Source organism: Aeromonas sp. MdU4 (assembly GCF_041929505.1).
Lineage (GTDB): Bacteria > Pseudomonadota > Gammaproteobacteria > Enterobacterales > Aeromonadaceae > Aeromonas.
On sequence record NZ_JBHFMW010000025.1, the window covers coordinates 1 to 23966 of the forward strand.

General features: G+C 55.7%; 27 protein-coding genes and 3 tRNA genes. 22 read left to right on the forward strand and 8 right to left on the reverse strand.

Going from position 1 to position 23966, the window contains the following annotated elements:
* The 14 genes from ACE1BR_RS15445 to ACE1BR_RS15510 form a co-directional block, all read left to right on the forward strand.
* Positions 1 to 332, forward strand: a 332-nt coding sequence (locus ACE1BR_RS15445; RefSeq protein WP_374871756.1) for a DUF2787 family protein, incomplete at its 5' end; no start/stop codon positions are given.
* 9 nt (positions 333 to 341) lie between these two features.
* The gene (locus ACE1BR_RS15450; protein ID WP_374871758.1) at positions 342 to 590 is read left to right on the forward strand and encodes a hypothetical protein; all 249 of its coding nucleotides are present in this window, start codon (positions 342 to 344) and stop codon (positions 588 to 590) included.
* Positions 591 to 677: 87 nt separating this feature from the next.
* On the forward strand, positions 678 to 1175 hold the full coding sequence (gene radC, locus ACE1BR_RS15455; RefSeq protein WP_374871760.1) for a DNA repair protein RadC: 498 nt from the start codon (positions 678 to 680) through the stop codon (positions 1173 to 1175).
* Positions 1172 to 1363, forward strand: a complete 192-nt coding sequence (locus ACE1BR_RS15460) for a hypothetical protein (protein WP_374871762.1) — start codon at positions 1172 to 1174, stop codon at positions 1361 to 1363. The genes radC and ACE1BR_RS15460 overlap by 4 nt, the downstream gene beginning before the upstream one ends.
* Positions 1364 to 1387: 24 nt before the next feature.
* Positions 1388 to 1726, forward strand: coding sequence for a hypothetical protein (locus ACE1BR_RS15465; RefSeq protein ID WP_374871764.1), 339 nt, complete (start codon positions 1388 to 1390; stop codon positions 1724 to 1726).
* Between the two features lie 177 nt (positions 1727 to 1903).
* Positions 1904 to 2410: a hypothetical protein gene (locus ACE1BR_RS15470; RefSeq protein WP_319901019.1), complete on the forward strand. Its 507-nt coding sequence runs from the start codon at positions 1904 to 1906 to the stop codon at positions 2408 to 2410.
* A complete protein-coding gene (locus tag ACE1BR_RS15475; RefSeq protein ID WP_374871766.1) occupies positions 2410 to 2625 on the forward strand; it encodes a hypothetical protein in 216 nt (71 codons plus the stop codon). Before ACE1BR_RS15470 ends, ACE1BR_RS15475 begins: the two co-directional genes overlap by 1 nt.
* A 48-nt stretch (positions 2626 to 2673) precedes the next feature.
* Positions 2674 to 2991, forward strand: a complete 318-nt coding sequence (locus tag ACE1BR_RS15480; protein ID WP_374871768.1) for a hypothetical protein — start codon at positions 2674 to 2676, stop codon at positions 2989 to 2991.
* Entirely contained in the window at positions 2988 to 3314 is a 327-nt protein-coding gene (locus tag ACE1BR_RS15485; RefSeq protein ID WP_374871770.1) for a type IV toxin-antitoxin system YeeU family antitoxin, read from the forward strand. The genes ACE1BR_RS15480 and ACE1BR_RS15485 overlap by 4 nt, the downstream gene beginning before the upstream one ends.
* Positions 3315 to 3342: 28 nt before the next feature.
* A complete protein-coding gene (locus ACE1BR_RS15490) occupies positions 3343 to 3885 on the forward strand; it encodes a hypothetical protein (RefSeq protein ID WP_374871772.1) in 543 nt (180 codons plus the stop codon).
* 1 nt (position 3886) lies between these two features.
* Positions 3887 to 4228 carry a hypothetical protein gene (locus ACE1BR_RS15495; RefSeq protein ID WP_374871774.1) on the forward strand — a complete coding sequence of 114 codons (342 nt, stop codon included), beginning with the start codon at positions 3887 to 3889 and terminating at the stop codon, positions 4226 to 4228.
* A gap of 30 nt (positions 4229 to 4258) precedes the next feature.
* The gene (locus tag ACE1BR_RS15500) at positions 4259 to 4444 is read left to right on the forward strand and encodes a hypothetical protein (RefSeq protein WP_374871776.1); all 186 of its coding nucleotides are present in this window, start codon (positions 4259 to 4261) and stop codon (positions 4442 to 4444) included.
* Between the two features lie 383 nt (positions 4445 to 4827).
* On the forward strand, positions 4828 to 4974 hold the full coding sequence (locus ACE1BR_RS15505) for a hypothetical protein (RefSeq protein WP_374871777.1): 147 nt from the start codon (positions 4828 to 4830) through the stop codon (positions 4972 to 4974).
* A gap of 166 nt (positions 4975 to 5140) precedes the next feature.
* Positions 5141 to 5380 carry a type IV toxin-antitoxin system YeeU family antitoxin gene (locus tag ACE1BR_RS15510; RefSeq protein WP_374871779.1) on the forward strand — a complete coding sequence of 80 codons (240 nt, stop codon included), beginning with the start codon at positions 5141 to 5143 and terminating at the stop codon, positions 5378 to 5380.
* Between the two features lie 93 nt (positions 5381 to 5473).
* On the opposite strand, the gene ACE1BR_RS15515 is transcribed toward ACE1BR_RS15510, so the two are convergent.
* The 3 genes from ACE1BR_RS15515 to ACE1BR_RS15525 form a co-directional block, all read right to left on the reverse strand.
* A complete protein-coding gene (locus tag ACE1BR_RS15515; protein ID WP_374871781.1) occupies positions 5474 to 6688 on the reverse strand; it encodes an MFS transporter in 1215 nt (404 codons plus the stop codon).
* A gap of 1036 nt (positions 6689 to 7724) precedes the next feature.
* Positions 7725 to 8411, reverse strand: coding sequence for an N-acetylmannosamine-6-phosphate 2-epimerase (locus ACE1BR_RS15520; protein WP_374871783.1), 687 nt, complete (start codon positions 8409 to 8411; stop codon positions 7725 to 7727).
* Positions 8412 to 8419: 8 nt separating this feature from the next.
* A complete protein-coding gene (locus ACE1BR_RS15525) occupies positions 8420 to 9976 on the reverse strand; it encodes a PTS transporter subunit EIIC (protein WP_374871785.1) in 1557 nt (518 codons plus the stop codon).
* Between the two features lie 162 nt (positions 9977 to 10138).
* On the opposite strand from ACE1BR_RS15525, the gene ACE1BR_RS15530 reads away from it, so the two are divergent.
* Entirely contained in the window at positions 10139 to 10981 is an 843-nt protein-coding gene (locus tag ACE1BR_RS15530) for a MurR/RpiR family transcriptional regulator (protein WP_374871787.1), read from the forward strand.
* Between the two features lie 170 nt (positions 10982 to 11151).
* Here ACE1BR_RS15530 and ACE1BR_RS15535 read toward each other — a convergent pair.
* Together ACE1BR_RS15535 and dauA are read right to left on the reverse strand one after the other, a co-directional pair.
* Positions 11152 to 11239 (reverse strand) — tRNA-Ser (locus ACE1BR_RS15535).
* 183 nt (positions 11240 to 11422) lie between these two features.
* Positions 11423 to 13159 (reverse strand): C4-dicarboxylic acid transporter DauA, encoded by a 1737-nt coding sequence (dauA, locus tag ACE1BR_RS15540; RefSeq protein WP_374871789.1) that lies wholly within the window; start codon positions 13157 to 13159, stop codon positions 11423 to 11425.
* 497 nt (positions 13160 to 13656) lie between these two features.
* On the opposite strand from dauA, the gene ACE1BR_RS15545 reads away from it, so the two are divergent.
* Together ACE1BR_RS15545 and ACE1BR_RS15550 are read left to right on the forward strand one after the other, a co-directional pair.
* Positions 13657 to 13732, forward strand: a tRNA-Asn gene (locus ACE1BR_RS15545).
* Between the two features lie 2 nt (positions 13733 to 13734).
* A tRNA-Asn gene (locus ACE1BR_RS15550) sits at positions 13735 to 13810 on the forward strand.
* Positions 13811 to 14372: 562 nt separating this feature from the next.
* Here the strand turns inward: ACE1BR_RS15550 and ACE1BR_RS15555 are convergent.
* Positions 14373 to 14750, reverse strand: a complete 378-nt coding sequence (locus tag ACE1BR_RS15555; protein ID WP_374871791.1) for a hypothetical protein — start codon at positions 14748 to 14750, stop codon at positions 14373 to 14375.
* A 283-nt stretch (positions 14751 to 15033) separates the two neighbouring features.
* Positions 15034 to 15402 carry a hypothetical protein gene (locus ACE1BR_RS15560; protein WP_374871793.1) on the reverse strand — a complete coding sequence of 123 codons (369 nt, stop codon included), beginning with the start codon at positions 15400 to 15402 and terminating at the stop codon, positions 15034 to 15036.
* Positions 15403 to 15970: 568 nt separating this feature from the next.
* Between ACE1BR_RS15560 and cueO the strand changes: the two genes are divergently transcribed.
* Complete coding sequence (cueO, locus tag ACE1BR_RS15565) at positions 15971 to 17590, forward strand: multicopper oxidase CueO (RefSeq protein WP_374871795.1); 1620 nt, start codon at positions 15971 to 15973, stop codon at positions 17588 to 17590.
* A 167-nt stretch (positions 17591 to 17757) separates the two neighbouring features.
* On the opposite strand, the gene ACE1BR_RS15570 is transcribed toward cueO, so the two are convergent.
* Positions 17758 to 18747, reverse strand: a complete 990-nt coding sequence (locus ACE1BR_RS15570; protein ID WP_374871797.1) for a DUF2860 family protein — start codon at positions 18745 to 18747, stop codon at positions 17758 to 17760.
* 277 nt (positions 18748 to 19024) lie between these two features.
* On the opposite strand from ACE1BR_RS15570, the gene ACE1BR_RS15575 reads away from it, so the two are divergent.
* From ACE1BR_RS15575 to ACE1BR_RS15590, 4 genes are all read left to right on the forward strand, one after another.
* The gene (locus ACE1BR_RS15575; RefSeq protein ID WP_374871799.1) at positions 19025 to 19513 is read left to right on the forward strand and encodes a YqhA family protein; all 489 of its coding nucleotides are present in this window, start codon (positions 19025 to 19027) and stop codon (positions 19511 to 19513) included.
* A 125-nt stretch (positions 19514 to 19638) separates the two neighbouring features.
* Entirely contained in the window at positions 19639 to 20088 is a 450-nt protein-coding gene (locus ACE1BR_RS15580) for a hypothetical protein (protein WP_374871801.1), read from the forward strand.
* Between the two features lie 4 nt (positions 20089 to 20092).
* Positions 20093 to 23083: a hypothetical protein gene (locus tag ACE1BR_RS15585; protein ID WP_374871803.1), complete on the forward strand. Its 2991-nt coding sequence runs from the start codon at positions 20093 to 20095 to the stop codon at positions 23081 to 23083.
* Complete coding sequence (locus ACE1BR_RS15590; RefSeq protein ID WP_374871805.1) at positions 23083 to 23922, forward strand: FTR1 family protein; 840 nt, start codon at positions 23083 to 23085, stop codon at positions 23920 to 23922. The genes ACE1BR_RS15585 and ACE1BR_RS15590 overlap by 1 nt, the downstream gene beginning before the upstream one ends.
* The last annotated feature ends 44 nt before the right edge of the window (positions 23923 to 23966 follow it).

Consider the following 23966-nt stretch of genomic DNA (forward strand, 5'->3'; position numbering starts at 1 on the left):
ACCTTGAACAACTCACCCGGCTTACCTTCGGCTTTCGCAACCCTGACTATCAACCTCAAAGTGGTGGGGTCCATCCGGTTGAGATCCAGCTGATACGTGGTCTTGATGGTTGGCTATTCGACTACGTCACTGATTTTAGCTACCAAGGCTTGGGACAAAATACCGAGCTCTGCAAAGAACTCGACTTCAACTTCCTGGATAACGAGCACTACCTGCAAGGCTGGGGACCGTTCCCCATGGCGGATGCCCAAGAGTTATTCAACATGTGGCAGAACAGTTTTCTTGCCTACGCCCAGCTGGGCTTTTTTACCGTCTCCGTCAATAGTGACTGAGGAGGCATGATGCCCAAACAACCGATAGCCGTTGAGTTGGAGGCCATCAATCGAGAGGGAGAGACACAGGTGGTACGTGACAGTGGCCTGACGGTTCAGGGCTACAGCGTCTACCTGCGGGCCGTCGAAGCCAGTGGACTGGCAGAACGGCTGAGTGTGGCACTCGCTATCCCGCTCAACGTACTGGTACCCGAATCGCTGATGCCGGTGAAGCGTGAACCCGCAGCCACGGCAGGCCCCATCACAACGGACAGCTGAACCCCCCTCAAGATGAACCAACAACCTCTCTGTATTTAGCCCCGGTATGCCTCGCGCTGCCGGGGTTTTCTTTTTCAGGAGACCACCATGCGTTACCACAAACTGACAGCCGGGGAATGCCCCGGCACTTATGTCGTCACCGAACCAGTGACCGAGCAAGACCTGCTGCGTATTGCCAACCAAATTGCCCGCAAGCGCCTAGCCAAAGGCACCGCTATTACCAGTACTACAGAGGCCGCTGAGCGACTGCAAACCCTGTTGCAGGATCGGGAGCACGAAGTGTTTGGTGCGCTATTCCTTGACTCCCAGCATCGTGTCTTGGCCTTTGAAGAGCTGTTTCGGGGCACCCTCGACAGCGCCAGCATCTACCCACGGGAAGTGGTCAAGCGTGCCCTGCTACTCAATTGCGGGGCCATCATCGCGGTGCACAACCACCCCAGTGGTGACCCAGAACCCAGTCACTCTGACAGGGTATTCACCCAAGCCCTCAAAGAGGCCTTGGCGCTGGTCAATGTCCGGTTGCTCGACCATCTGGTGGTCGGTGCCGAGGGCGTAGTCTCGCTGGCCGAGCGAGGTCTGCTATGAACACTCCCCCTAGCAAATCACACCTCACCGTCCTCGATATCCTCATCGAGCTGCGCTGCTGGCTTGAAGATAACGTTCAGATGCAGGCCGAACCCGCCATCGTGGCTCACCTGCCTAACGGCTACCTGCTCACCCAGAGCGATTGTGTCGATGCTATTGATGCACTACTGCATCAGCTACGTCATTAGTCCGTTCCAAAAGAGAAATGAGCGATGCGATTACCTAATCCTTATTCCCTGGAGGAAACCCTCGAGAAGCTGCGCCATCGTCTGGCTGCCGCCTACAACGAAGATGCGCTGACGTTGCTGGAGAAGGCCGTCACCAAGGCTCGTGATGACCGGAGTTATGCCAAGCAGTTTGAAAAGACCTTGCAACGGGGATCCACTATCGAGCTCCGCGAGTGCCTCAGCCGCTTTGGCGACTACTTCGAGCACTCCCGCGACGCACCGTCCTATTACCCGCACCACGATGCCGTCAACGGTATTGATTGTGCGTTCTACGCCATCCTGTTTGAGGCTGCTCACCCCGACACACGCCAAGATCACCAATAACGAACCGTCGATCGCCCAATAACATGCCGATCACGTTTCCACCCGATCACCCGGATCATCAAACCAGGATCATCAAACCAGGATCATCAGCGCCAACACCATGATCCTGATATCCCGACACAACCCACAGGGCCACCTCACCGAAGGTGGCCTTGTTCATTTCAAGGAGTCATTCCCATGTCTGCCTTCATGATTGACCGCCAGGATTACCTGGCCTTTGCCGTGCAGTTGCACCGCTTTTGCAATGCCCCCATGCCACCGCACTACACCCTTGAGTTGCTGCGCACCCTCTGGTGGCTGCCGCCAGCAGACACGACCAGTACCTGGACATGGCGAGTTGATCGGTTGGTACGGTTGATGATGCTCGCCAACAGGCGGGCGGTCTGGCATCGCTATCAGTTAGGACGCCAGCAAGACCAGAAGGAACCACGCCAGCATGGCTCAACCAAACTGGGACCGCTTAAACCTGTCCACCGTTACCACCAGGCACCACTCACCGATGCCGAACTAGTGGCGCTCTACAAATTCACCTGCTGCGCCCTGTACCAATCGAGTGAATGGAGCGGGAGCCCTGAGCAGGCACCTCGGCTTGTGCAGGTACTACAGCAGTTGCAACAGGCTCTCGCACAAGACGTGCTGACCCGGTTGTCACTGTGGGAGCAAGCCCCTTGGGGAGAGATGTGATGAACCTTTCCATCACCCTGACGGTGACGAGCTCACCACCGAGCTCAACCGCCCAGATAGCCCAGCGTATCGACGATGACATGGCACACCAGCATCACCGTCTAGGGGATGGGGCCAGTGATGAACTGAGCATCAGCATCAGTTACCTGGTTGAACAGTTTGCACTGCTGGCAGCGGCTTACCGTTCACCTGCAGAAAGAGAGAAACACCCATGATCGAATTCAACGATAGCTTCACTCAGGTCGCAGTAGCTCAGGCCATGAGTGCACATAGCGATTTGCATAGGCTCATTACCTATCACCTATCAGCTCACCTTCCCGAAGTGGGCACACGACTATGACGAGACCGGCAAGCGCACTGGCCCCGACAAGATCAAGCCCGTACCAACGATGCACAAGACCACGCTGTTCGTGAGTCCACTGGACATGGTGGACAACCTGCCCCGCGAGATTAACTTTGCGTGGTGGGAGCGTGAGTGCAACGACCTCGGTTATCCCGTTGGGGAGTGGCGACGCACCATTGTGGGTGCCTACTTCAACCACGGCACCAACGACAACCCAAACTGGAGCAGCCACACATGAGCATCTTCGAGCACATGACATGGGGACTGGGCACCCCGAACCTGCCCAAGCTGGGGGCTCGAGCCATTCTGCAACGTGGTTATGTTGATTTCTTGGGCGACCGTGCCGGTATGTACGGCGAGCCAGACGAGGCGTGGCGGGCCGAGTGCGACACGGTGCTGCCGCACTTCCTGCGTGAGTTAACCAAGATGGCCAAGGCATACCAGATATGCACCGACATGGACGAGGTGTTTCGCCTTGAACACAAGGGCTGGGTGTGTGAAGCCAGTCCGAGGCGCAGCTACGGCTACCTCTACCTCGACATCTACCACCCCGTTAACTAGCGGGGTGTTTGTTTCAAGGATAAATATCATGAACAAGTTCTATCACGTGGGCACACTGGCCCGCCGTGAAGTCACCGCCCTGCTACACACGCTGACGCGCAATACAGCCGCCAATGCCGAGGGGATCCTCAACTATGTGGGCAGCAAGCTGACCCCCTACGACCAGCGCAAAGAGAAGGCCAAGGCACGGCACACATTGCGCCGGGTCAAGAAGGCTCTGAAGGTAGGGCGTATCCCGCTTGAGCTCACCGTGACCGGCTGCCGCATCGACCGGGAGAGCCATCAGGCAGACCGTTACTACTACGACCGCACGCTGCTGGCCCAAGGCTGGCAGCAGTACGATACCGAGGAAGACGCCCGGTATTTCGGTATCTGGATTCACACCGAGAAGCTGGAGACCTTTACTTACGCCGAGGGGGATACCAGTCATGTGATTGCACCGAACGTCGAGGCGTTTCGCGCTGAATTGGCGCGGCTCTACCAGTACCACCCGCAGGCACCAGCCTTTATCAGTATCGACCCGGAAGCGGGCGTTGTAACCCGCCACTTTGAACGCAAGCCGGAGGTGTGAAATGGCGAAAAACATCACCATCAAGGTACCGGGCAAGCACCCGCAGACCGGTGAACTCGCCACCTTCGAGCTCAAGGGCCAGCGCATGGATATCGACATCGGCGGCCAGGCCGTGCCCTTCCTTATTCACGGGAGGGGCATCGGCACCTCGCTCACCCACATCCCGAGCGGCTATCGCATCGCGCTGCTCGGCGGCTGGCTCACCGCGCGTTACGCCATACCCGAGAATAAACCCAGCAGAACGGCCTGCGCCCAGATGGCCATAGACCGACTGGTAGCCCAGTACGGTTCGCTGCATCTGCTGGACCGACTCAATTGCAAACCAGTTATCAATCAGATGTAACGCCCAGCCCAGACAACAAGGAACGTTGCAATGACCAACACCATCCCTGCAACACCTAACCCACTGGCAGGCCATTCGGTGATGCAGATGCTGGATGTCGCCATGAGTTCAATCCTCGGCGATTACGATGACGCAGACCTGGTGCCAGAATGGCAATGGGTCAAGCGTATGGCCTCCCATGAACATGTCGGTGTGAAGGATGACGCCGCATATTAGTTCACCCTGAACCTGGCCATGGCCCTCGATGCCATCCCGCCAGTACTGCACCCCTTGCTCACTGCCGCCCAGCAGGCTGGCGTGAACTACATCCTGTTTTACAACGACTAGCCACCGTGACCTGGTAACGGTCAACAGCCACAACAACCCTGCCACGCTTATCCACAAACAGCATAAAGGGCCAGCCCTCACTGGCTGGCCCTTTGCATCATTGGAGTCACCGAACATGACCCGTCTTATCACCGGGCTCGAATGCCCCCGAGCTCAACACACTGCATCTGCGCAACCGGAAAACGTTACCAGCCCCCGGCATCACCACCATCAAAGATGCGAAAGCTCGCCTGTTTGGCCGTTGGCAGCTAGGGCATCAGGTGACCATCACTGTGAGTCACCCTGACTACGTCAATCTCTCCCGGCTCTACCGGAGGCAGTTGGCCAGCCTGACAGAACTCCCGGAACATCTGAACAGACTGCGCCAGCGCCACAATGTGCCCGGCACCATCATCGACATTCAACTGAGGTATCGCTAATCATGACCACGACAGCTATCAACACCAATGACCAACAGCCCACAGCTCCAGACCAACCCACTCGAATTTTTGCACAGAGGGGCTTACCCCATACCGTGACGCCACGCTTTGGGCTCGTCTTATTCAAGAACATCATCGTCTGCTCTTTTTATCAGACCGAGCCTCATTGATTGGCGGATGGGAGGAGAACGCTATCGACCAACTGGAAATAACCTTCCCGGCCATCATTAAGGAACTGGAGAGCAAAATGCTGACGGGCGAGCTAGATGCCCGATGCCAGCAGCGTATCACCGTCCATCACCGCGGTTTCACCTGTGACGCCGATCCCCTTGGTAGTCACGGTTACGTCTACATAGCGGTTTATGCTGCATCTGTGATTGAGGTTACTCGCATAGCCAAACCCTAATCTCACTCATGAATAAAGAAAACCAATTTGTAGTTTTCTGAGTTGCCATATGTTCTGCCATACAACGCGTTCTCGTGCTAGCAGGTCAGGTCCTTAGGAGGCCTTTGCAGCTAACTCAGTTCGCATCTCTGATGCTGCACGAAGTATCGGCAGGCCTATCATTGCGATCACCACCATCGATAGCCCAGAGACTATCGCCACGCCGAAGCCCGCTCGCACACCATAGGTATCGATGACAAGGCCTGCCAACAGTCCGCCAAGCGCGACACCAATGCTGATGCCCGTCGTCATCCAAGTTAGCCCCTCGGTGAGCTTGGTGGGCGGCAGAATGAGAGTGCCAAGGTTCATAACAATGATCATCGTTGGTGCGAACGAGAGGCCCGCGATGAAGAGGATGCCTGTCATGATGTAGACGTTCGGAGAGAGGATCGGCAATAGCGCTGTACCGGCTGTGACCAGTATCCAAAAAATGAACTGCCTCTCAATCGGTAAGGCAATTCTCAATGCGCCGAACGTCAGGCCAGCAACCAACGATCCCAAGGCATAAGCAGCCAGGATGAAACTGGCGGCAGTTGGCCAACCTTGTGCATTGGCAAAGGCTACGACGGCTACATCGATCGAGCCTCCGATCACGCCCATTGCCCAAAGCGCCAAAATGATGATGCGAAGGCTGGGGATCTGCAAGATTGACTCACTGCTCCCCTTACTGCGCTTGACCACCTTTGGCTCAGTTTGCCGTTGCAGGACAAAGGCTGTTACACCAATAGCGAGCAGTAAGATGGCAGCAAGAGGCCCAGCTTCGGCGAAGGCACTCGTACTCATGCCAATTGCCAGTGGAGGGCCAATGATAAAGGCCATTTCCGTGAGGACCGTATCCAGGGAAAATGCTGTGTGCAACTGTGGCTTCCCGCGGAAAAGTTCTGTCCAGCGGGCTCTTATCATGGCCGGCATCGTTGGCATCGAGCCGGCCAATGCCGCTAGGATAAATAAAAGTGGCTCAGGAGCGGTCATGTAGGCAGCCGTCACTAGCATCAACAACATGCCAATACTGAATGCGGTCACGAATGGTAGAACCCGGCTCTGGCCATGTTGATCCACCAGTTTTGAGATCTGAGGACCTATAAGCGCATTCGATAACGTAAATGTGCCTGCGACCGCACCAGCCAGCCAATAGAGACTACCTTGTTGTACCAGCATAGTGATGATACCAATGCTAATCATTGCGTATGGCAGACGGGCTATCGAACTCGAGATCACCAACCCTTTTACACCAGGGATTGTCAGAATTTCGCGATAGGGGTTAGACATCATATTCTCACGTTGTAATTTTGTGTTGATCGACGTCCTGTAGTCAGGCCGATTTTTAGCTATGTTGTCGACAAGACAGGGGCAGAAACTTGTACATGCCCCCCATAAAATCACCGGAGAGAACGTTTTACCAGAAACTGGTGGTACTGATTTACAGGTCGAGTTGAACTATTTGCCCTCAGATCACTGTAGAGTTCCTTACGACGAGCATGGACACCAATCCAGACCGCAAGGCGTGACCACACATCCGCTTGTGGTAACATTTCGACACCTACTCATCCGTGATAAGTGTGTAGGTGTGAGGGGGAGACCAATTAGTGACCTTCCCTTTGTTTTTTATGGCCTTCACCCCAATGCCACCATCGCCCCCATAACCTGACGGGTGTCAACTTTTCCAATATCATACGGGCCATGTTTCATCATCAGTGATGGCATTTAATCACTGTGCCGCGACATACCAAAGCCGATGCAACGCTGGAGTAGATAAGTATGCAACCGTTTGAAATTCTGAATAATTAAGAGCTCGATTTGTTGGAAGCGCTGCTGGAGCGCTTTATCGATCTGGTGATGCACCACAGCAATGACATTGCGACCACTGACCTATGCAGCAGAAGACTATTCCCCGGTCGCGCCGGAGTTTGAACGACATGGTGAATGGGTCCCTCTGACCCACGACAGGAGTGGTTACCTAGGCGGTCTTGAGCTGGCGCCGTAGCAGACGCTACCGGCTCCTGAAACTGCTGCGCTGACGACGATCAGGGAACCGCTGGAGATCATGCCTGCGTCACTAGAGGCGCTCAGCAATGAACATCTGCAAGAGCAAGCCACCAAGGCCCGCTTTGCCGTTCGTATCCTGCATGCCTACTTTCTGGCACAACGTAGTGAGCGACCGGCACGCTCTCAACCATTGGTAAGGTTGGCCGCAACGAGCCGTGCCCCTATGTCAGCGGCAAGAAGCGAAAACAGTGCTGTTTGCACTGACCAACAAAATAGATAGCAAGAGAGGGCCATTGGCCCTCTCTTGCATTTGCTCACATCACGATGATAATCCCATCGCGTCGATAAAACGTTCGGTTATCTGTTGTGGACGAGTAATTGCGCCACCGACAACGACAGCATGAGCGCCTAGCTGCAAGCAACGGGCTGCCATTTGCGGGGTATTGACGTTCCCTTCCGCAATCACAGGCTTATTGACCGCCTCAAGCACAGAGCGCAGAAAGGCAAAATCATTGTCATAAAGCTTGTGGCCCCGAGTCTCGGCTGTGTAACCATGAAGCGTCGTGCCGATACAGTCAAAGCCCAGTACCTCTGCATGCTGTGCCTCTTCCACGGTTGCGATGTCGGCCATCAGCAGTAACTGTGGATAGCGTGCGCGAATTGCCTCCACCATCTGAGCTAATGTCAGTCCATCGGGACGTTGATGGAATGTGGCATCAATCGCAATCATCTCGGGTACTGCAGCCATTAACTCATCTACTTCCTGCATCGTTGCGGTGATATAGACATCAGAGCCTAGATAATCCCGTTTGAGGATCCCAATGACTGGCAAAGAGACCTCCTGCTTGATGGCTTTGATATCCACCACGCTGTTTGCCCGGATAGCACTGGCACCACCACGGGCTGCTGCCAGTGCCATCTTGCCCATGATGAAGTCACTGTGAAGCGGTTCATCTTCCAGCGCCTGACAGGAAACGATTAACTTGCCTTTGATCTGGTTCAGCATTGTACAACTCATGCTCCCAATAACTCCTCGATCTCGTTCTTGATAATGGTGACATGCGGGCCATAGATAACCTGAATACCATTGCCCTTGGTGATCACTGCAAGTGCCCCAGTCTGCTTTAACAGGCCTTCACTGACGCTCTCCCCGTTATGTACGGAGACGCGCAACCGGGTCGCACAACAATCCACATCCTTGATGTTGGTCGTGCCGCCAAGCCCGATGATGATGGCTTTGGCACGATCGGCGCCTACAGCTTCCGTTGTCTCTTCCTGCTGATCTTCGCGTCCCGGTGTTTTGAACTTGAAGCGCTGGATCATGAAACGGAATGAGAGGTAGTAGAGGCAGAACCAGGGAATGCCCACCAACGGAACCAGCATCCAGTTGGTTTTAGCTTGGCCTTGCAACACACCAAACAGCATGAAATCAATAAAGCCACCGGAGAAGGTCTGCCCGATAGTGATGTTGAGCATGTGCGCCAGCATGAATGCCAGACCGTCGAAGAAGGCGTGCAACACATAGAGCGGCGGTGCAATAAAGAGGAATGAAAACTCGATAGGTTCGGTGATCCCGGTCAGGAATGAAGTCAGGGCAGCCGAGATGAGCAGGCCTGCCACCCGCTTTTTGTTCTCGGGTCGAGCGCAGTGATAAATCGCCAGACATGCGCCCAACAGACCAAACATCATGGTGATGAAACGGCCGGACATGAAGCGGGCCGTGCCCTCATAGAACTGCACCGTATTGGGATCAGCCAGCTGCGCGAAGAAGATGCGCTGGGTTCCTTCCACCAGATGACCGTTGATCAGCTCGCTGCCACCCAGTGCGGTGGTCCAGAACGGGAGATAGAAGATATGGTGCAGACCAAATGGACCGAGCATCCGCAGCACAAAGCCGTAGATGAAGGTACCAAGATAACCGGTGGCATCGACCAGCCCACCCATCCCGAAGATCAGCTTCTGGAAATGGGGCCAGACGACATACATGACACACCCCAGCACTATGGCGGCGAGTGAACAGACGATAGGCACAAAACGGGAACCGCCAAAAAAGCCCAAAAACTGCGGCAGTTGTACCTTGTTGTAGCGGCTGTGCAGCCAATAGCTCATCAGTCCGACCACCACGCCACCGAATACGCCGGTCTCCAGCGTCTGGATCCCGAGCGCCATTCCTTGACCTGCCGCCCCCAGATTACCGCTCGCCAGGGTATCGGAGAGCTTGAGCAAGGTGCTGATACTGGCATTCATTACCAGATAGGCCAGCAACGCAGAGAGACCGGCGGTCCCCTTGTCAGAGCGGGCCAACCCCACTGCAACCCCCACGGCAAACAGCACCGCCAGGTTGGCAAACACAATGGCACCGGCATCGGCCATCAGCATAAACAGCCCCTGTAACCAGGGCACATCAAGGAATGGATAGGCAACCAGCGTGTTCGGATTGGAGAGCGAGCCACCAATCCCCAGTAACAATCCAGCAGCAGGCAAGACGGCGATGGGCAACATAAATGATTTGCCAAAACGCTGCGCCTTTTCGAAAAACGGGCTGCTTCCCGTCTTCTCGGACAGTGACATGATAAAAATCTCCATGAGTGAATCACATTGATGATAATTTTTACCAATACAACCCAAATGTCATGATAATTATTTTTATGCCGTGACCGCTCTCACATTCATAGCGTGAATCGCGTTAAAATCATGGCAGTTTGAATCCTCTCCCCTCCGAAGGAGTTCCCATTGAATCAACCTGTAGAAGCACCACGTGTTCTCTTACTGCTTCGTCATCAACTCGCCACATACAGCCAGACCCTGCAGCGGTTGGGACAATTCGTGCTGGAACAACCCCAGCGGGTGCTCTACCTGACCATCACCGAGCTTGCCCGTGAAAGTGGCACCAGCGAAGCCAGCGTGACTCGTCTCTGCCGTGGTGTGGGTTGTCGTGGTTATACCGAATTCAAAATGGCGCTGGCTCTGGAAACCCAGCAGGAACAAGCCAGCCAACCTCAGGCATCGGCGACCAGTGCATTCAGCACTCTGATTGAAGAGAGTGTGGCGGCATTGCGTGATACCGGGGCCTTGGTCAGCCAGCAGGCACTCTTACAAAGTGCCGAACTATTGGAGAAGGCCCGCCAGATCCAGATCTATGGTGTAGCCGCGAGTGCCATTATCGGGGAGTATCTAGCCTATCGCTTGTTGCGTATGGGTATATCCGCCCAACAGTTCAGTGATATGCATCGAGCCGCGATGAACGCGACTAGTCTAAAACCGGGGGATGTGGTGATAGCGGTCTCCAGTTCGGGCTCGACCAAAGACCTGCTTCATGCGGTACAACTGGGCAAAGAACATGGCGCTAACATCATAGTGCTCAGTAACACCAGTCGCAGCCCGCTCGCCACACTAGCAGATCAGTTGCTGGTTGCAGCAAAACCGGAAGGTCCACTGACAGCAGGTTCATTTCACTCCAAGATCAGTGCAATGCTGGTGATCGAGCTGCTGAGTCAACAGCTATTGGAAAATAGGCCGGAGCTGGGGGGAGCTATCTCGGATAGCGCCAAGGCCACGTTGCCTTGGTTGATATAATTGTTAAGCGAGGGAAGCGCCAACACTCCATGGATACCTGACAGGATCGGAGTCCAAAGTAATCCATCCAGATAGCACACTAGCCAACATCAGATGGCATAGTGAATGGCATGTCGAAAATCGCACATAAAGAAAAAGCCCAAGCAATTCAATTGCTTGGGCTTATCATTTGGCGGTGAGGGAGGGATTCGAACCCTCGATACGTTGCCGTATACACACTTTCCAGGCGTGCTCCTTCAGCCACTCGGACACCTCACCAAATTTTGGTCTGTGGTTTAACGTGTTCAGCCAACACGATGTTCACTGCGCTGTTGCGTTGGAACGGGGCGTAATGTAAGGGATACGATGGCTTTTGGTCAATGCAATTTTTTACTTTTTGCGTTCGTTTGCTCAATATCCGAACCAAGTGACCAAAAATATGCCGTTTCGTATCCCTTTCAATCAATTTACCGCCGCTTCGTGCAAATGTTCACCTTTGAGCGCCTCTTCCAGCGAACCGTAAAATTCCAGCTTGCCGGGCTGTGGCCGCACCTTGGCACGGGCCAGGGTCTTGAGCGGCTGGAACTGCAATTCAGCCACCCGCAACTCGACACCGGCTTTTGCCATCTGCTTGCCAAACTGGAGGAAGGCAGAAAGACCGCCCGCATCGAGGATGGAGACCGCCTCCATCTGCAGTATCAACACCCGGTGTCCTTTCACTTCCGCTTCCAGCTCGGCAAAAACCCGCTCTGCCGCAGCGAAGAAGAGCGGGCCATTGATCTTGTAGAGCAGACCGTTGTCTGGCACTTCATGGGCGTAACGCTTGTGCTCTGCCAAATCGTGCAACTTGGTCATCTTGGCAATTTCACGCATAAAGAGCAGGGAAGCGAGGATCACCCCGAAGGTGATGGCGATGACCATGTCAAAAATCACGGTGAGTGACAGACAGACCAGCAGCACCAGCACATCCGCTTTGGGGGCGCGACGCACCAGTTCCACGACCTTGTGCGCTTCACTCATGTTCCAAGCAACGATAAGCAGCAGGGCAGCCATGGCCGAGAGCGGCAGCCAGGAGAGCCAGGGTGCCAGCACCAGAATGGCGGCCAGCACCACCAGCGCATGGATCACGCCAGAGAGGGGCGAGGTCGCGCCGGCACGCACGTTGGCCGCCGAACGGGCGATAGCGGCGGTGGCGGTGATCCCGCCAAAGAAGGGGGAGAAAATGTTGCCAAGCCCCTGCCCCAGCAGCTCGGCGTTGGAGCTGTGCTTGCGCCCGGTCATGCCATCGAGCACTACGGCACAGAGCAGCGATTCGATCGCCCCCAGCATGGCCATGGAGAAAGCGGCGGGCAGCAGCCGCTCAAGGGCGGCCAGATCCCACACCACTGGTGCCCCATCCGGTCCGGGCAACGCCCAAGGCATTACCAACGTCGGCGCGATGGGCGGGATCCCCATCCCTTGTGTGCCATCGGCCAGGGTATAGCTGAACTTGCTGCCAATAGTGGCCACATCGACCCCAAAGTAATGCAAGCCAAAGCCAAGGCCCACACCGACCAGTACGGCAGGCAGATGGCCTGGTACTGGCAGACGTAACCGCGGCCACAGCAGCAGCACAGCCAGCGTTGCGATCCCCACCAGCGTATCACCCCACTGCCAGCTTGGCAGGGCGGCGGCCAGTGCATCGACCTTGCCCAGATAGGTTTCCGGCATGTGGGGGACACTCAAGCCAAAGAAATCCTTGATCTGCAAAGTTGCTATCACAATGGCGATACCGCCGGTAAACCCCAAAGTCACTGACGGCGGAATGTACTCAATCAGGCGACCAAGACGGGCCAGCCCCATCGCCACCAGAAAGAGGCCGGAGATAAGCGTCGCCATCAGCAGACCACCGACGCCAAACTGCTGGGCTACCGGATAGAGGATCACCACAAATGCAGCAGTCGGGCCAGAGATGGAGTAGCGTGAACCACCGGTTACAGCGATCACGATCCCGGCAATGATAGCGGTATAAAGGCCGTGTTGCGGCGGCACACCGCTGGCAATGGCAAGTGCCATGGCAAGTGGAATGGCGATGATGCCCACCGTCACACCGGCGATCAGGTCACGGCCAAAACGGGCCATGCTATAGGGCTCATCAATACAGGACTGGCGCAAGGCTATGGCGAGCTTCACGCTATTCAAAGGGGTTTGCTTGTGCATGTATATCGTAATACCAGAAGAGGGAGATAAAGGCCGGAGAGATCCGGCGCCCGATCATCATCAAGGGCCGGCAGAGCTGTCGACGCGGCGATGGTATCCTGCGTTACGTTACCCCAAACGGGCCTTTTTTTCGATGGGCAGGATCAATGAAACGTTCCCTCTCCTATTATTTGGCCTATTTCCCGCCAAATCGCCGATATTGACCTCTGCTCCAGCTCTTTTAGCTGCAAAGATTACCATTCGAGCCTCATTTGATGGCTAACACGTCTGCGACATCAGGTTCGGACTATTCGAGCTATAACGCTGACAAAAACAGGGTTCACCGACGCGACGCGGTTTTGTCCGACGAGATGACAAGGGACTGATTGTGCTGAAAATAAACCGAAAAGCGCAAGTTTTCGGCAAACAGTCCGAAAATCCGGTTTTCAAGAAGATCGCGGGTTGACACCCGTCTCCCCGGTCATTAATATTCGCCCCGTCTCAACGAGACAGGCAATTCCTCCTTAGTTCAGTCGGTAGAACGGCGGACTGTTAATCCGTATGTCACTGGTTCAAGTCCAGTAGGAGGAGCCAATTCCCTCGTAGTTCAGTCGGTAGAACGGCGGACTGTTAATCCGTATGTCACAGGTTCAAGTCCTGTCGAGGGAGCCATCTTCTAAAGCCCAGCCTTTTGGCTGGGCTTTTTCGTTGCTGTCGCTTTGATTATTACAAGCTGATCCAACCCCTCATCGACTGCATGCTCTCCCACAATATCCTTTCGGAATAAGCAACCAACTCGCCCTGATTTATCTCAATTCAAACCCTGACAAAAAATTGCTCCGGTACCTATCCGATCAGCTCAGATTGTCATATTTCCATTCTGTAGTCTGAACAACGACCAACCCCCTCCCCTTACGTCAATTCTTCCTGAAAGCACCTCCGGGCACCGCTTCCTGTCTTTCGACTGAGGAACCTTGGGGATGCTCAGACCAGAACTGGCTGCACTAGCGTGGAGATAACGCAGACTAAAAGATGAAGGCGCTCACCAAGAGCAAGAGAAGAAGAATGGTTAGTGGGCAAGACCGGAGCTGCTCTGGACCATATCCGGTCTTTGTGGCTGAGTTTGCCAAAGTTGCGAAAAATAACGTCGATGCAGATAAGGTGTCGGAAACGTACGCTGCGGGAGTAGGTACATACTCTAACACCAAGGGCTTGTTTGCACCCTACTAGGGGATCAATACACCTTACTGAAGTTTCTGCGCCATTCAGGCTGCTTATCTTGAAATGCCCAGTAGGTCTCCATATTGGTGATAACACCCGATGCAAAACTAAAGATGCTCGTCGCATAAAAACTGTCTGGACAACTGGGACTTGAAACATGAACAACACTAACTACCTTGTCACTAGTTGTTTCTTCCAGTGACAGGATTTCGAACGTCCAGTCTTTGCCAAAAGCTTCATTGACCACAATAAAATCATTTCGGCTTTCATAACACTCACGGCTTGTCGGCCACACAACTCTCAGATTTTCATGTAGTAATGCCTCACAGTCAACGTACTTGCCTAGGCTAAACCTAGCCCAAAGTTCTTTTACTATCTCTGTAGTTTTCATACACAAACCATTTGCTATGAGGGGTTTCTGAACCATGAGTACCATTTCTGGCTGAATGTCTAATTCTCCCAGACTTTATCAATAAAGCCCCTCCGCATCTTATTAGATTTTATATATCTACTTCTAGATGATGCATATTTAATTTTTTATGCCCATCACTTAAGAGGGGTCTATTGCAATAAGGGAGTGAGATCGACAAAAGTCCAGCTGCCGATTTTTCAGGCAACCAACAGATAGAACTGTTCTGCTGGGGACAATCCGTCCCCTTTCGGATAATGCAGGCTCACGCTTTTTGCTTCGCAAGCCAAGCCTGCTCGGACCGTCGAGTAAACTCCAGCATGTCATGGCACTCTTGTTGAGCTTGCTGAATCATCTCTGCCGTTAACACATCATAGACAGGTCTGTAGGCTCTCTGTATCGCTCGTCGCATTGCATCCCCAGGCCAGGGGTAACCTGCAACGTTTTCACTCTCAAAATCCGGTTTTGGGTTGAAGCTGGGAAGCACATATCCATGTTGCTCCAACTGCTCAACGAGTTGTTTAAGTTGCGTCTGCAATACCAGAGCTTCCGCTTCTGTTTGGGGTCGACTGCTTGAAAACACATACCGAAAGTTAAATTTCAGCACATCAACAACGGAAGGTTCATTAGACATAAAATTTTCCATGGCGTATCTAGTATCTAACTGGGCAATACAAATCACTGGGTTTATTGGCACCATTTATCCGCTGATAGACTCAGAACTTGCTCAAGTCCCTCATTAATTTGCGAATAACACGCTAGATGATGGATAAGTTCATTAGGTCTAAATGCGGCTGAGTTATGTCGGCCTGCAACCGACCACCGACAAACGTAACAGGTGCCATTCAAAGCGTGGACGGTCATAACGAGACCATTACCATCCTTCAAGCGGACAAGTTCCCCAACACTAAATTTTTCCATATACAACTCTCAAAATGAGCCTAGATACCATTAGCTAGGCAGGGTTGGCATGTTGCCAAATGTATCCTTAACCAGAGCTTGAGCACTGAACATAATTAAAAGAGATAACCCTCCTCCGGTGCGGGCGCATGGTTGTCTAGAAATTCTCCAGATCGTCAGGCCGCCGATAGCACAAAGGTGCCGTAAATCTCGGTAAGGCGATGAAGCGCCAAAGTGCTTGACCTGTCCATAAGGTTACGGCTTAGTCTGGCTGTGCTCCTCTGTGTAATAAGGATTGACTCATGCAACGCCGTGACTTTCTTAAACTTTCTGCAGCACTAGGGGTTGCTACGACTGTCCCTTGGTGGGATCAAGCTCTGGCAGCTGAACGCCCCATCCTGCCCATCCCAGCCTTACTTAAGCCCGATGAGGCTGGCGTGATAAAGCTGAACGTACAGCAAGGACAAATACAGTGGCGACAGACACCAACCCGAACCTGGGGCTATAACGGCAACATGTTGGGGCCCACCTTGCGGGCAAGGCAGGGACAGCAGCTCACTATCCAGGTCCACAACCAGCTAGCAGAAACAACCACGGTACACTGGCATGGTCTTGAAATCCCGGGCACTGCTGATGGAGGCCCTCAAGCGACCATTGCGACTGGTCAACAATGGCAAGCAAAATTCACTATCGAACAACCCGCTGCGACATGTTGGTATCACCCTCATACACATGGAAAAACCGGCCATCAAGTCGCGATGGGGCTAGCAGGGCTGTTCATTCTTGATGATGAGGAGAGCCTACGCCTCCCCCTGCCCAACCGCTGGGGTATCGATGACATTCCTGTCGTGATGCAAGACAAGCGCTTGAATGCAAACGATCAACTGGACTACCAGTTGGATGTGCTGAGTGCATCTGTGGGATGGTTTGGCGATATGATGCTGACGAACGGTGTCGAGTATCCCGGTCATACCGCCCCCAGAGGATGGCTGCGTCTGCGGTTGCTTAACGGCTGCAATGCCCGTTCTCTTACGGTAGCGGCCAGCGATGGACGTGCACTGTACGTTATTGGTAGCGATGGTGGCTTGCTGGCAGAGCCAGTGGCATTAACCAGACTCGACCTGCTGCCGGGAGAACGGTTTGAGGTGATGGTTGATCTCCGTAATGGTAAATCATTTGATCTCGTGAGCCTGCCGGTTCAACAAATGGGCATGACCTTAGCCCCGTTTGATGTCTTACTGCCCATTCTGAAAATTCAGCCGTCGCTCATCGAAGGCAAAGGCCTGCTGCCAGACACCTTGGCCAATCTGCCCCCCTTGCCAGACCTAAAAGGTGTGACAACGCGCACACTGACGCTATCGATGGATCCCGAACTGGATCACCAGGGCATGCAAGCCTTAATGGACCGCTATGGTCATGAAGCCATGGCAGGGATGAGCATGCCCGATAATGGCCACGACAAGATGGCCAATATGGACATGCAGGGTATGGATCACGGTGCAATGGATATGGGGGAGTCCGATATGCAGCACAGCACGATGGCTGGCATGAGTGATGACAAGAAGCCTCTTGATCTCTCTAACGGTAACAAGATCAATGGGAAAGCATTTGCCATGGGTAGCCCAATGTTTGACGTCAAACAGGGTCAGACCGAGCGCTGGGTCATCTCTGGGGAAGGAGATATGATGCTTCACCCCTTTCATATCCATGGCACGCGTTTTCGCATCTTGCGGGAAAATGGACAACAGGTCGCCCCCCACAGAGCGGGTTGGAAAGATATCGTTCGGGTTGAGGGAGGACGAAGCGAAGTTCTGGTGAAATTCGATCACCCGGCCCCGAAAGAGCGAGCCTACATGGCCCATTGCCACGTGCTGGAGCACGAAGATACAGGCATGATGCTCTCGTTCACGGTCAAACCCTAACCAGCAAAACAATGAAACGGGTTGCCTTCGCGGCATGCCCGGGTTCGCAATCGTGGGGACGCCTGTTTCAACAGCCAGGGTTCGTCCCCACAATCATGACAGCTCCCAGTGTTAAACCCTGCACACATCTCTTGAATACGCAGCAAAGGCTACCGATGTGACAGGGATCAAAAACGGTAAAGCAGCCCCGTAGCAATACCGCTGGAGCGAATGTCGTAAAAGTCGATCCCGGAGTCTGCATTGGCATAGCTGGCGCTGAGGAGTGCAGAGAGCGGCGCGATGCCAAACAGTTGGTGCCAGAAGAGGGTGGCATCGATGGCCATGTCGCGGCTGTCGGCACGCTGGCCAAACAGCGGGTTGGCCTCCTCATAGTCACGCTTGCCCAGATAGAGATTGCTGACAAATGACCAGCGGGGCGAAGTTTTGGCGTAAGTGATCTGCAACCCCTTACTCACATAAGACTCGGCGCTACCCGCCAGATCCGCCTTCTGATAGCGCAATGCTGGCTCGAGGAACTGATCGTCCGCCAGCCGGAACTGGTAGGAGAGCTCGGCGGAGTTGACCCGGCCATTACGATCCAGCATCCCCATCGCCGCGCGACCATATTGCTCGCCACTAGTCTCCCCATCCACCTTGACGTCGCGGCTGGTGACACTGCCACTGAGCGCACTGCCCCAGATGTTGTCCCACGCCAGACGGGCACCGTGGGAGCGCACAGCGCTCTCCTGACGCACCACCCCCAACGCAAAGGGATCGCGCCACACCTTGACCGGGGTGGCATTGAACACCAGCGAACCGGCCACGATCCCCTTGTCACCCAGCTGCTGACGCAGCCCGAACTGCTGGGTACCGTCGCCGCGGATGGCATCCTGAATGAGGTTGCCCAGAAACAGCTGGCTACCGGTAGAGGCAAAGGTGTAGCGCAGATCGCCGTTAATCACCGGATCAACGTGACGTTGCGGCGCCGCAGCACCCAGAGCGTCAATCCGCTCGCTACCTGCACTCCCCGTGGCAAAATTGGACTTGGTCTCGCCAACGCTGGCCCCCGCCAGCACACTGCCGGAAAAGCCCGACTCCCCGGGAATCGCCCCCAGCTCTTGTGCCTGAACCCCGCTTGCAACCAGCATCCCCATACTCAACAGCAGACCAATACGCATCGCAACACTCCTGGCAAGCGGCTACAAGCGTGAGCCGAGCCTGATAGATAGGAGGGAGGCTATCGCCCCCCGGAATCGAGAAGCGGCATGTTACGGCAGGGAAAAATCACAAATAAGACAGCGGGATGCGGTTTTATTTTTTATGATGGCTTTTTATTTTTTTATAGGCGCGAGCTGGGGGCGACCCGGCATAATGAATCCCGACTGTCGTGCAACGCTTCAGGCTGCTCGCGTCATACTCACTCTATTTACCACTGTTCCCAACATCGGAGTTCTCATGCGTCGATTCAATTTCATGCTCAATGGCAGCCGATTGATGATGTTCCCCTTCTACGTCTGCATTCTGGTGTGCGTGGCCCTGCTGATGGTGAAGTTTGCCATGCAGCTCTATCTGCTCTGCACCAACATCATCGAGATCCACTATATGGACCTCATCACCGGCGTGCTGACCCTGGTGGACTTCGTGCTGGTGGCCCAGATGCTGATCCTGGTGGCGGTCTGCGGCTACGTGCAGTTCATCCAGACCCAGGAGCAGCGCGAGGCCATCGGCGACAACTGGCTCAGCAAGATCAACTTTGCCTCTCTCAAGCTCATCGTCATCAACTCGCTGGTCACCATTGCCGGAGTGGAGGTACTCAAAGCCTTCCTCGAAGATGGCATCACCAACGAAATAGAGATGAAGTGGTCCGTGGTGGTGTTTCTCGCCTTCTCGATGGCGGCGCTTATCTATGCCGTGACCGAGCGGATGGCCGAACACAAGTCTTGATGCTCTATCACATGTGCTATTCAGCCTATATTCATCAGCAATACAATTGATAACTCTTTTCATTACCCTTTCTGCGTTATAAACTTGCTCCCCCCGGGCTGCCCCGCCCGGGTGCTGGAGCCGTTATGACAAGCCTTTCTCTCTCACCCCGACAATTCTGGCAGTGGCTGGCATACCACCATCAGGCCGCCGAGGGCACCCTCTATCTGATGTTCTTCTCCGGCCTGCTGCTGTGGGAACCGCTGACCCCGCTCTGGTCGCTGGCGCGCTGGAATCTGTTTTTCCATGTGATGCTCTCGCTCACCCTGTTTCCGCTGCTGTTTGGCGCCTTCTGGCTCTCCCATCGCAGCTTGTTGAACCGCAGCAACAAACCCTTTTTGCGCACCACGGGGCGGATTATCGAAGCCCTGCTGCTGGTCTGTCTGGCCAGCGGCCTGCTGCTAGTGCTGCACGGCACTCCGGGCGATACCATGGGCAACCTCGCCAGCTGGGCCCACTGGCTGAGCGCATTGGCGTTAACTCCTCTGGTGCTGCGCCACGCCTGGCGCTGGACCATCTTGAAATGGCGCTCCTGATCCCATGTTGAAGTCATCGTTCTCTGCATATTTGTCACCCCTGCTGGCCCTCGTCCTGCTGCTGGCCAGCCCCTTCGCGTTTGCCCAACAGATGGGCGCCGGGATGATCGCCTATGAGGAAGGAAGTGCCCCGCGCCTCGTCACCGCCAACCTGAGCGCTGGCTCGGTCACCCTGCTTGAGCGCGATAGCGGCAAGCGGCTGAAAGAGGTGCAATTGGGGGGCGATCTGCGCCAGCTTGCCCGCGCCGATGACGGCACCCTGCTGATCACCGACTACAGTGGCGATCGCCTGCTGCTGCTGAATGATGAGCTCGGTCTGGAAAAGGCGATCCCCACCGGCCATCGCCCCTACGGGGTCATCTTCGATGCCAAGCGGCAGTGGTTCTGGGTCACGCTGTTCGAATCAGCTCGCCTGCAGGCCTACGACACCGCCGGCAACCTCCAGCTGGATGCAGAAACCGCCGAGACACCCCGCGGGCTGGCCCTGACCGACGATGATCGCCTGCTGCTCACCCACGCCATGACAGGCCAGCTCGCCATCTATGATCTCGCCAAGCTTGGCCACGGAGCCAAGGGCTCCTCCCTTCCCAAGCCCAAGCTCATCACCCTGGCTGAAACCCACAGCAATACGCCAAGCGACTCGCAGGGTTTGCCGCGCCTGCTCGATGGCATCGCCCTCTCCCCCGATGGCAGCGAAGCCTGGCTGCCCCATGTGCTGTGGAGCTTCGATCACCCCTTCCAGTTTCAGAGCACCGTCTTTCCGGCAGTCTCCATCATCGATCTCGATGAGGAGAAAGAGCGGGTAGATGAAAGAAAACAGCTCTTTTTGCAGATCAACCTGCCAAGCGTCGGCAACCGTAGCCAGATCGTCTCCAACCCGTTCGCAGCGCGCTTCGCCGCCGACGGCAAGCGGGTCTATCTGACCCTGGCGGGCTCGGAAGATCTGCTGGTGTTTGACCTGTCACGCAGCGGCAAACAGAACAGCAACCGCCACCGCCGCAAGAAGTTTCAGGGGGGCGCCAAGGCGACCCAGCTCTTGCGTCACCTTCCGGGCCAGAATCCGCGGGATCTGCTGATCGACGGCGACTATATTCTGGTGCACAACGCCATGGGGCAGGATCTCACCCGCCTCAATAGCGGCGGCAGCGGCCCGTTTGCCCGGGTCACCGTCGATGTGCCCCACTTCGCCAAGCTGGTAGAGACTGATCCGCGCCCCGCGGCGCTTCAGCGCGGCGAGCGGCTATTCAACCTTGGTAACACAGCGTCCAACTCACGCTTCCCCATGGCGGGGGACAACTGGATGAGCTGCAACTCCTGCCATCTGGACGGGTTCAACTTCACCAACCGCTATCTGATGGCGGCCCATCGCCAGAAGAGCGGTGACAACGCCATCAACGGCCACGCCAACCTCACCAACATGGTGGCGGGGGATTTTGTCGGCGAATACCTGCGCATGACCCAGCAGACCCAGGGCGGCATGGGCCATGACACCCGCGATGGGGCCGAGGCGGTTGACCCCGCGAGGCCACAACCCGAGGTGAAGGCGATGATGGAGGACCTGCACGCCTTTGTGACCGATGATGGCAACCTCCCCTATCTCGCCAACTGGCTGCGGCTCGATGCCCCGCGCACGGATCCCGCCAAGGCGCCGACCACTCACCCGAAGGAGTGGCTCAACTCCGCCTCCTGCCAGAACTGCCACCAACAGGCGTTCCAGGATTGGAGCGAGAGCAACCACCGACTGATGGGCAACTCCCATCCCTATTACAAGGTGGTGCAGGCGCTGGCCCGCGAAACCGAAGGGGAAGCGTTCGGCCAGTGGTGTCAGGGCTGCCATATGCCCCAGCAGGTGATGAACGGCCAGATGGAACTGCCCAAGGGCTCCCATATGTTCGAGCAGGGCGGCGCCTCGCTCATTGCGGCCCACCAGAAAGGCGAACCTGTGGTGGAAGAAGGCACCGGCTGCGTGCTCTGCCATCGCATCACCAAGCTCGAGGATGCAGGCGGCAACAGTGCCTTTACGGTCAATTTGAAAGACCGCGAGAGCTATGTGTTCGAGGATGCCCCGGGCGGCAGCCTCCAGCACTGGCTGGCCGAGCGGCAGATCAACGCCCGTCCGGCGGCCCACAAAGCCTCCTATCAGAAGGATTTCTACCGCGACGCGGCCCTGTGCAAATCGTGCCACAACGAGTTTGCCCCGGGCACCGGCGCCAATATCGTCAACACCTGGGATGAGTGGGAAAAATCCAGCTTTGCGAACGCGGAAGACCCTGCCAAGCGGCGCACCTGTATCGACTGCCATATGAACCCGGAGCCGGGCAATAGCGGCGCGCCGGTGGCGGGCCAATCCACCGAAAATGGCACCATGAAAACACGGCTCTATCGCCACAACTTTACCGGCGCCCAGCACCAACTGGTGGGGCTGCGCAACCCCGACCTTGAACAGGAGAGTCTGGCCCTGCTGCGCTCAAGCGCTACCCTCTCGGCCCGGATCGAACAGGCTGCCGATAGTCAGCGGCTGGTGGTGCGGGTCGCCAATACCGGCGCAGGCCATGCCCTGCCCACCGGGGTGGCCGATTTTCGTGAACTCTGGCTGGAGCTGACCGTCACCGACGCCACTGGCAAGGTGGTGCTTGCCAGCGGCCAGCCGGTGGATGGCGCCGTCCCTGAAAATGCGCGGCTGTTCAGAAAAGTGTTCGGCGATGCCGAGGGCAAGCCGGTGGGGCTCAAGTTCTGGCGTTACGCCAAGCTCTTGGAAGATACCCGCATTCCGGCCGATGGCTGGCGCGATGAAGCCTGGCCGCTGCCCGCAGAAGCCCAAGGGCCCTTCAAGGCCGATATCAAACTTAATTTCCGCACCTACCCCAAGTGGGTCAATGATGCGGTGCGCACCGCCGAGCCGAGCTTGCCGGAGCCACCCATAGTGCTACTCAATCGGCTGCAACTCACCTTGCCGCCTCTTCCCGTCACGCCCGCTATGGAGCCTCAATCCTGATGTTTGCAAGTTTTCTCATTACCCTGCGCGAGGGGCTGGAAGCCTTCCTGCTGGTCGGCATCTGCCTCTCCTACCTCGCCAAGCTGGGGGCGAGCCGCTACAACAAGTTCATCTATCTGGGGGTGGGGCTTGGCCTTGTCGCCTCCCTTGTCGTCGCCTTCCTGTTCCAGGTGGTGGTGAGCCAATTCGAGAGCGAGCGCTACAACCACCTCTTGATGGCGGGGATCCTCATCTTCGCCACCTTGGTGCTCACCTATATGGCGATCTGGATGCAAAAGCAGGCCAAATCCCAGGTGGGAGCCATGACGGCGCGCATCGATGCGGCCATCGATGGCGGCAACCTGTTTGGTCTGGTGTTGCTCGCCTTTCTGGCGGTGATGCGCGAAGGGTTTGAAACCGTGCTCTTCTTCTCTGCCCTGCTCTACTCGGGCCAAGGGGTGGATCTGCAATCCGGCCTGATGGGTGCGCTGGCGGGGCTGCTGGTCTCCATCGTGCTGGTGTGGGGGCTGCTGCGCTCCACCCGCAAGGTGGCGCTGGCCCCCTTCTTCCGCTGGACCGGCCTGCTCATCATCATCATCGCCGCAGGCTTGCTCTCGTCCGCCGTCAACATGTTGCAGGCGGCAGACATCATCACCTTCTGGACCACGCCGGTGTTCGATATCAGCCACATTCTCGACGATCAGGGGGTATTTGGTACCTTCCTGCGCGCCCTGTTTGGCTACAATGCCTCACCGGCGGGCTTGCAGCTGCTGACCTGGGCCCTCTATCTGGCGATTTTCGTTACCCTCTGGCAGCGCAGCTACCGCCCGCAGGTGAACGCCGCGTCCAGCAAGGGCTGAGCCAACACTCCCTGTGGTAACAAGACCACGGGGTAACAACACCA